At 72.8% G+C, this 5,526-nt stretch carries 7 protein-coding genes; 2 read left to right on the top strand and 5 right to left on the bottom strand.

Annotation, left to right across the window (positions count from 1 at the left end; genetic code table 11):
• Positions 1–49 precede the first annotated feature (49 nt).
• Complete coding sequence (locus E0D90_RS23155; protein ID WP_170215038.1) at positions 50–1,240, bottom strand: sensor histidine kinase; 1,191 nt, start codon at positions 1,238–1,240, stop codon at positions 50–52.
• A gap of 204 nt (positions 1,241–1,444) precedes the next feature.
• Between E0D90_RS23155 and E0D90_RS23150 the strand changes: the two genes are divergently transcribed.
• A complete protein-coding gene (locus E0D90_RS23150) occupies positions 1,445–1,864 on the top strand; it encodes an ankyrin repeat domain-containing protein (RefSeq protein ID WP_130799942.1) in 420 nt (139 codons plus the stop codon).
• Positions 1,865–1,942: 78 nt separating this feature from the next.
• On the opposite strand, the gene E0D90_RS23145 is transcribed toward E0D90_RS23150, so the two are convergent.
• The gene (locus E0D90_RS23145; protein ID WP_103500173.1) at positions 1,943–2,146 is read right to left on the bottom strand and encodes a cold-shock protein; all 204 of its coding nucleotides are present in this window, start codon (positions 2,144–2,146) and stop codon (positions 1,943–1,945) included.
• Positions 2,147–2,372: 226 nt separating this feature from the next.
• Between E0D90_RS23145 and E0D90_RS23140 the strand changes: the two genes are divergently transcribed.
• Positions 2,373–3,242 (top strand): nucleotidyltransferase domain-containing protein, encoded by an 870-nt coding sequence (locus E0D90_RS23140; protein ID WP_130799941.1) that lies wholly within the window; start codon positions 2,373–2,375, stop codon positions 3,240–3,242.
• Here E0D90_RS23140 and E0D90_RS23135 read toward each other — a convergent pair.
• From E0D90_RS23135 to E0D90_RS23125, 3 genes are all read right to left on the bottom strand, one after another.
• Positions 3,239–3,895, bottom strand: coding sequence for a M15 family metallopeptidase (locus tag E0D90_RS23135; RefSeq protein WP_130799940.1), 657 nt, complete (start codon positions 3,893–3,895; stop codon positions 3,239–3,241). The genes E0D90_RS23140 and E0D90_RS23135 overlap by 4 nt on opposite strands.
• 82 nt (positions 3,896–3,977) lie before the next feature.
• On the bottom strand, positions 3,978–4,658 hold the full coding sequence (locus E0D90_RS23130; protein ID WP_103500176.1) for a DedA family protein: 681 nt from the start codon (positions 4,656–4,658) through the stop codon (positions 3,978–3,980).
• A gap of 481 nt (positions 4,659–5,139) precedes the next feature.
• Positions 5,140–5,526 (bottom strand): hypothetical protein (locus E0D90_RS23125; RefSeq protein WP_227870427.1); only part of this gene is annotated, 387 nt, incomplete at its 5' end.

The following is a 5,526-nucleotide window of genomic DNA, read 5'->3' as shown; positions in this document are numbered from 1 at the left end:
CGCCCCCCAGAAAAATCAACAAAAGGATTTTCGCCGGCAGCGTAAGTTGTTAAAAAGAGACAGCCCCCGCGTCGACGACGAACCCGGCACCGCCGGGCGGGCGGCCCGCCGTGAGGCCGCCGCCCAGCGCACGGGCGCGTTCGGTCATCCCCGCCACACCGCTGCCGCGGGGGACCTCGCCCTCTCCCCCGGGGTCCGGCGTACCGGCGCCGTCGTCGGCCACGGTCAGCCGCAGCCCACCGGGCGCGTAACCGACCTTCACCTCCACGGAGTTCGCGTCGGAGTGCCGGGTGACATTGGTCAGCGCCTCCTGCACGATCCGGTGGGCGGCGAGCGAGATCGGCGGCGGCAGCGCCACCGGCGTCCCGGCCGTGGTCAGCCGCACCGCGAGGCCCGTGGTGGCGCGGAGCCGTTCCACCAGCGGGCCGACCCGGTCCAGCCCGGGTGCGGGGTTCACCGGCGCCGCCTCGTCCACCTGCCGCAGCACGCCCAGCGTCGCGCGCAGCTCCCGCAGCGCCTCCCGGCTGGTGTCCCGCACCGCTTCCAGCGCGTCCGCCAGCTCGGCGGTCTCCTCCGGCCGCCGGGCGCGGCGGTGCAGGGCGGCGGCGCTCCGCACATTGATCAGGGAGAGGTGGTGGCCGACCACGTCGTGGATCTCGCGGGCGATGCGCAGCCGCTCCTCGGTCGCGGCCTGCCGGGCGCGGGCGTCCCGTTCCCCCTCGGCCGCCAGTGCACGGCGCTCCGCCTCACGCAGGTACTCCCGCCGGACCCGCAGGGCGTGCCCGAAGGCGAGGACGCCCACCACCCATCCCAGCAGCAGGACGAACGCCATGTCGTCGATGTTGCCCTCGCCGCGCGCCCGGGTCACCGACTCGCTCCAGGCGGCGGCCGCCAGCGTCGCCAGCGCGATGACGGCCGCCGACACCAGCCGCCCCGAGTAGGCGACGTAGAAGAGGGCGAGCGCGTAGAGGGCCATCATCAGCGGCCCGTCCTGGTCGCCCAGCGGGTAGTACAGGGCGGTGGCGACGGCGAGGAAGAGGGCGACCGTCACCGGCCGGCGCTCACGCCACACGAACGCGAGCGCCCCGAGCAGCACCAGCAGCCGGCACAGGGCCGTCTGCCACAGCGGCTCCGGGTAAGGCATCGCGGCGAGCATCACCGCGGTGTCGACCACGGACAACGCGACGACCACCGTCATCACCGGGTCACGGCGCAGGACTCGCGGAAGCGTGAGGGGCATGGCAGAAAGATTACGGAGCGACGGTACGTAGGCTGATGCCGTCGCTTCACCCATCGCGGTCGACCGGCCGCGACCACACACGACCGCATCACCAGGACCGCGGAACCACCACTGCGTGGCGGCCACCACCGCCGCCGCCAACGACGACGACGACCGTAAGACTGCCGAGGCCCCCCGGCGCTCCCCCCGAGGAGGACCATCACGATGACCGGCCCGCTGCCCGAGAGCAACGAACCCGCCCACGACCCCGAGGTGCTGCAGCTCGCGGCGAAGATCTTCGAACTGGCCCGGCACGGGGACACCGACACCGTCGCCGCCTACGTGGACTCCGGCGTGCCGCCGAACCTCAGCAACGACAAGGGCGACACCCTGGTCATGCTCGCCGCCTACCACGGGCACGCCGCCACCGTGCGCGCGCTGCTCCAGCGCGGCGCCGACCCGGGGCGGGCGAACGACCGCGGTCAGACCCCGCTGGCCGGAGCGGTCTTCAAGGGCGAGGACGAGGTGGTGCGCGCCCTGCTCACGGGCGGCGCCGACCCGGCGGCGGGCCAGCCGTCCGCCGTGGACACCGCCCGCATGTTCGGGAAGACCGAGCTGCTGGAGCTGTTCGGCGTGACGGACTGAGTCCGGAGACACGGCCGGGGCCCGTACCCCTCCGAAGAGGGATACGGGCCCCGGAACGCAGGTGCGTCGCGCGGCTGATCAGGCCGGGACGATGTTCTCCGCCTGCGGGCCCTTCTGGCCCTGCGTGACGTCGAAGGTCACCTTCTGGCCCTCGTGGAGCTCACGGAACCCCTGAGTGGCGATGTTGGAGTAGTGGGCGAAGACGTCGGCGCCGCCGCCGTCCTGCTCGATGAAGCCGAAGCCCTTTTCCGAGTTGAACCACTTCACGGTACCGGTGGCCATGTTGATCTCCTTTTCATAGGGGCAATGCAGAATTCGCACCTCGCGAATCCCGGGTCGCTGCAATGTCCCCACCCGGGGAAGCCCGGGGAAAAACAAATGCGCCTGAGGCATTAACCGTCAGGCGCACACAAAAGTTTATGGGTACCACAACCGCAACACAGAACACCCTAGCACGCCCGGTTCAATCCGGTGGCAGGAGGCGCACCGGACCCGCGACACTCCGTGCATGACCACCCGGACCGACCAGGCCGACGACAGCGGCGACCGGGGCCTCGACCCCGACGGCCACATCCGCCGCGAGGGCTCCACAGCCAGGGTGACCAGCGCTTTCGCGCCGCTGGTGGCGGATGTCCGGCAGAGCGTGAACGAGCGCTTCGGCCCGCCGGGCGCCGGCCGCCTCGACGGCGTCCACCTCTACGGCAGCGTGCCGCGCGGCACCGCCGTCCCGGGCGTCTCCGACCTCGACCTGCTGCTGGCGCTGCGGCGGGAGCCGTCCGCCGCCGACCGGGCGGACGCCCGTGCCCTGGAAGCCGGGCTGGACGCGCGGCACGAGGTCATCGACGGCGTCGGCGTGCTGCTGTTCTCCACCGCGCGGCTGCTCAGCCCCGCCGAACGGCACGACCTGGGCTTTCTCGTCGCCTGTCTGGCCACTCCCCTGGCGGGCGAGGACCTCACGCCCCGGCTGCCCCGGTACCGGCCCACCTCCGAGCTGGCACGCGGGACCAACGGCGATCTCGCACTCGTCCTGCCGCGCTGGCGCACCCGAATGGCCGGGGCACACACCGAGGACGCGCGCCGCGCGATCAGCCGAACGGCTGCCCGCCGTCTGGTACGGACCGCGTTCACGCTGGTCATGCCCCGCTGGGGCGGCTGGACCAGCGATCTGGAGCGATCAGCGGCGGTCTTCGCCGCCCACTACCCGGGGCAGCCGGAACGCGCGGCCCAGGTGCGGCTCGCGGCCCGGACCGCGCGGGCCCCCTCCGCCGATCCCGCGCTGTTCAGGGTGCTGGTCGACGACCTCGGGCCCTGGCTGGTGGCCGAGTACGCCACCGTCCACGGCGTGGGACCGGGCGGCACCCCGCCTCCTCCGGTCTAACGGGGTTCGCGAGGCCCGTAGTGGGCGTGCGAGGCGCCGGTCTGAAGTGCCCAGTAGCGGTCCCCGTAGGACCAGTGCCACCACTCGGTCGGGTAGTTGACCAGGTCGGCCGCCATCAGGGCGTCGCCCAGCAGGCGGCGGTTGGCGCGGGCGGACGGGGTGATGTCGAGGGCGGCGGTGTAGCAGCGGCCGTCGCTCTCCTCGGGGGTGGCGTTGACGGCGGTGCCCATGTCCAGCTCCTGGCCGTCCGTCCCGAACAGGGTGACGTCGACGGCGGCGCCCGCGGTGTGCGGGGCGATCTCCGGCGGGGCGACGTACCGGCTGGCGGCCTCGCGCAGCCGGTCGGCGGATTCCCCGGGGCGGGCCGCGCGCAGCCGCTCGACATAGGTGTCGAAGTAGCGGCGCTGCAGTGCGGGCGGCCGGTACCCCTCGACGAGGGCCAGCCGCACACCGTCCGGCAGACGGCCCGCGGCTTCGGCCAGCCGGGTCAGGACCCCCTCGCGCAGCAGGGTGAACAGGCCGTCCGGGTCGGCCCTCCGGTCGTCCACGAGCAGCGCCGCGCCGTGTGCGCGCGCGTCGGCCAGGGGCTCGCCGCACTCGCGCAGGTCGATCGCGGCGACCCGGGGGTCGGACATCAGAATGATCTCGCTCATCACTCGATCATCACCGATCCGCGCCTCGGAGCGGAAGCGCAGCCGGGCTCGCCTACCCCGGGCTCGTCGGGCGCGGACTGGATCAGTGCCGGGCGTGGGCGCCGCGCCCCCTGCCGCCGCGTCGCTCCCGTCGCACCCGGACCACGACGAAGACGGCGACCGCCACGACCACCGCGGCCAGGACGACCTTCTCCAGCACTCCGGCGTAGCCCTCGACGAGATGCCAGTTGTCACCCAGGGAGTAGCCCGTCAGCACCAGCACGGTGTTCCAGACCGCGCTGCCCGCCGCCGTCAGCAGCACAAAGGTCGCGACCGGCATCCGCTCCACGCCCGCCGGGACGGAGATCAGGCTGCGGAAGACCGGCACCATGCGGCCGAAGAAGACGGCCTTGGTCCCGTGCCGGGCGAACCACGCCTCGGTGCGGTCGAAGTCGGAGACCTTCACCAGCGGCATCCGCCCGGCGACGGCCCGGAGCCGGTCGCGTCCGACGGCGGCGCCGAACCAGTAGAGGATCACCGCACCGACCACCGAACCGAGCGTCGTCCACAGCAGCGCCTCGGCCAGGGTCATGCCGCCCTGGCTGGCGCTGAACCCGGCCAGCGGCAGGAAGAGTTCACTGGGGAGGGGCGGGAAGACGTTCTCGGCCGCGACGGCGATGCCGGCGCCCGGACCGCCGATGGTGTCCATGAGGTCGACGAAGAACCCGGCGACGCCACCGATGTCGGTGGACTCCGGGGATGCTGCGGCGGTCACGGCGGACATCGGCGACTCCTGCTCGGGCCGGCGGGATGGTGCGGCGGCGCACCGGCGCCGTCCGGTACGGCCACACCGCCGGGGCGCGCGGGCGCGAGGACCGGACGGAGGGGCTCGTCGGCCACAGCACACCACGCCGCGCGCCGGCTGTCCGGCTGATATCGGGTTTCGCCGATATCCGCACCTTTATACGACGGCATCCACACATTCCGCCTGCCCGGCACAGGGACGGAGCACCGCCACCCGGCGCACTGACACGCGCCCAGCTCACGGGCGGTGGCCGCCGACGGGGACGACCGGGTGCGGTACGGACATGCGGCGCGCATCGGCGCTCACCCCACTGACGCGAAAGCCGGCTCCCCTCGCAACCTCGCACGCCCTCACGCCCCCCGCAACCGCTGCCACGAGCAGGGCCGAGTGGGCAACCCGACCGTGCGTCCTCAGCGATCACGCTCAGGCTTCCCCGGCTCTCGCCGGACGCACCCGCCTCCTAAGGGCGCGCGTCGAGGCGGTGCTGAAGGCCCCCGTCCGGCCCGAACACATCCATGAGATATCCCTTGCTCAGATCCACGCCGTCCTCCCGCTCCAGGTAGTCGGTGAGCGAGACCTTCAGGCGCTCGAAGGTCTCGGCATCGTCGTCCGCGTTGTGGGTCCACACGGTCAGCAGCGGCACACCGGCGGGGCCGTCGACGCGCTCCATGCCGCGCACATCCCCGTTTCCGCTCGCTTTTCGGTAGCGGTCGGCGAGCTGTACGGCGGAGTCGGGGGCGGCCGTGGTGGTGGCGGTCGGCCGCGGGGGGGGTGCCTCTATGTCTTTCGTCAAGGCGCCCGTGTCGGGTTTGGGGTGGTTCGGGGTTGCTGGGTTATGCGGCGAGTT

The organism is Streptomyces otsuchiensis (genome assembly GCF_004305975.1).
Lineage (GTDB): Bacteria > Actinomycetota > Actinomycetes > Streptomycetales > Streptomycetaceae > Streptomyces > Streptomyces otsuchiensis.
The sequence above is the reverse complement of the archived record's forward strand: the minus strand, read 5'-3'. Positions and strand labels throughout refer to the sequence as shown.

Coding starts and splice junctions, on each gene's coding strand:
- E0D90_RS23135 (WP_130799940.1), bottom strand. CDS start 3,895: ATGAGCGAGATCATTCTGATGTCCGACCCCCGGGTCGCCGCGATCGAC.
- E0D90_RS23150 (WP_130799942.1), top strand. CDS start 1,445: ATGACCGGCCCGCTGCCCGAGAGCAACGAACCCGCCCACGACCCCGAG.
- E0D90_RS23145 (WP_103500173.1), bottom strand. CDS start 2,146: ATGGCCACCGGTACCGTGAAGTGGTTCAACTCGGAAAAGGGCTTCGGC.
- E0D90_RS23155 (WP_170215038.1), bottom strand. CDS start 1,240: ATGCCCCTCACGCTTCCGCGAGTCCTGCGCCGTGACCCGGTGATGACG.
- E0D90_RS23130 (WP_103500176.1), bottom strand. CDS start 4,658: ATGTCCGCCGTGACCGCCGCAGCATCCCCGGAGTCCACCGACATCGGT.
- E0D90_RS23140 (WP_130799941.1), top strand. CDS start 2,373: ATGACCACCCGGACCGACCAGGCCGACGACAGCGGCGACCGGGGCCTC.